Genomic DNA, 522 nt, shown 5'->3' with positions numbered 1-522 from the left:
GTCGGTCATCGTCTCGTCGAACAGGCGGTTCCAGGCGCCGCGTCCGGGGATCGACTTTTCGTGGAAGAGCTGCTCGACGCGGTCCTCGAGCTGGTAAGGCTTGTCCTTGCGCAGATCGAGCACCCATGGCCGATAGTGGCCGAAGGCGGGATCGCCGGCGAGCGCGCCTTCGATCGACGCATCGTCGATCAGGTTGAGTTCGAGCGCGAAGAACAGAAGGTGCGCGCTGGCGTCGGTCATCTTCTCCTGGATGTCGCCATAGAGCTTGGCGCGCTGGGGATCGGCGGTGTTTCCGGCATAAACCAGTCCCGCATAGGAGACGATGCGGCCGATCAGTTCCTCCAGCGCCTCGTAGGCGACAAGCGCCTCGCCCAGCCTGCCGGCGCCGCCGCGCTCGGCTTCGGCGGCCAGCGTACCCTTCCAGCGGCTCTCGAAACTGGTCGCATCGGTGGCGGCCTTGGCGATGTCGCGCTTCAGCTCCGGCGCGTCCATGCCGGCATAGAGGTCGGCAAGGTTCCATTC

1 pseudogene is annotated in these 522 nt (G+C 65.7%); it reads right to left on the bottom strand.

Features of this window, described 5'->3' with window-relative positions:
- A pseudogene (locus tag ENZ75_RS33840) lies at nucleotides 1-522 on the bottom strand (oligoendopeptidase F); the annotation flags it as partial.

It is taken from the genome of Mesorhizobium sp. M7A.F.Ca.CA.002.04.1.1, from assembly GCF_004022805.1.
GTDB classification, from domain to species: domain Bacteria; phylum Pseudomonadota; class Alphaproteobacteria; order Rhizobiales; family Rhizobiaceae; genus Mesorhizobium; species Mesorhizobium ciceri.
The sequence above is the reverse complement of the archived record's forward strand: the minus strand, read 5'-3'. Positions and strand labels throughout refer to the sequence as shown.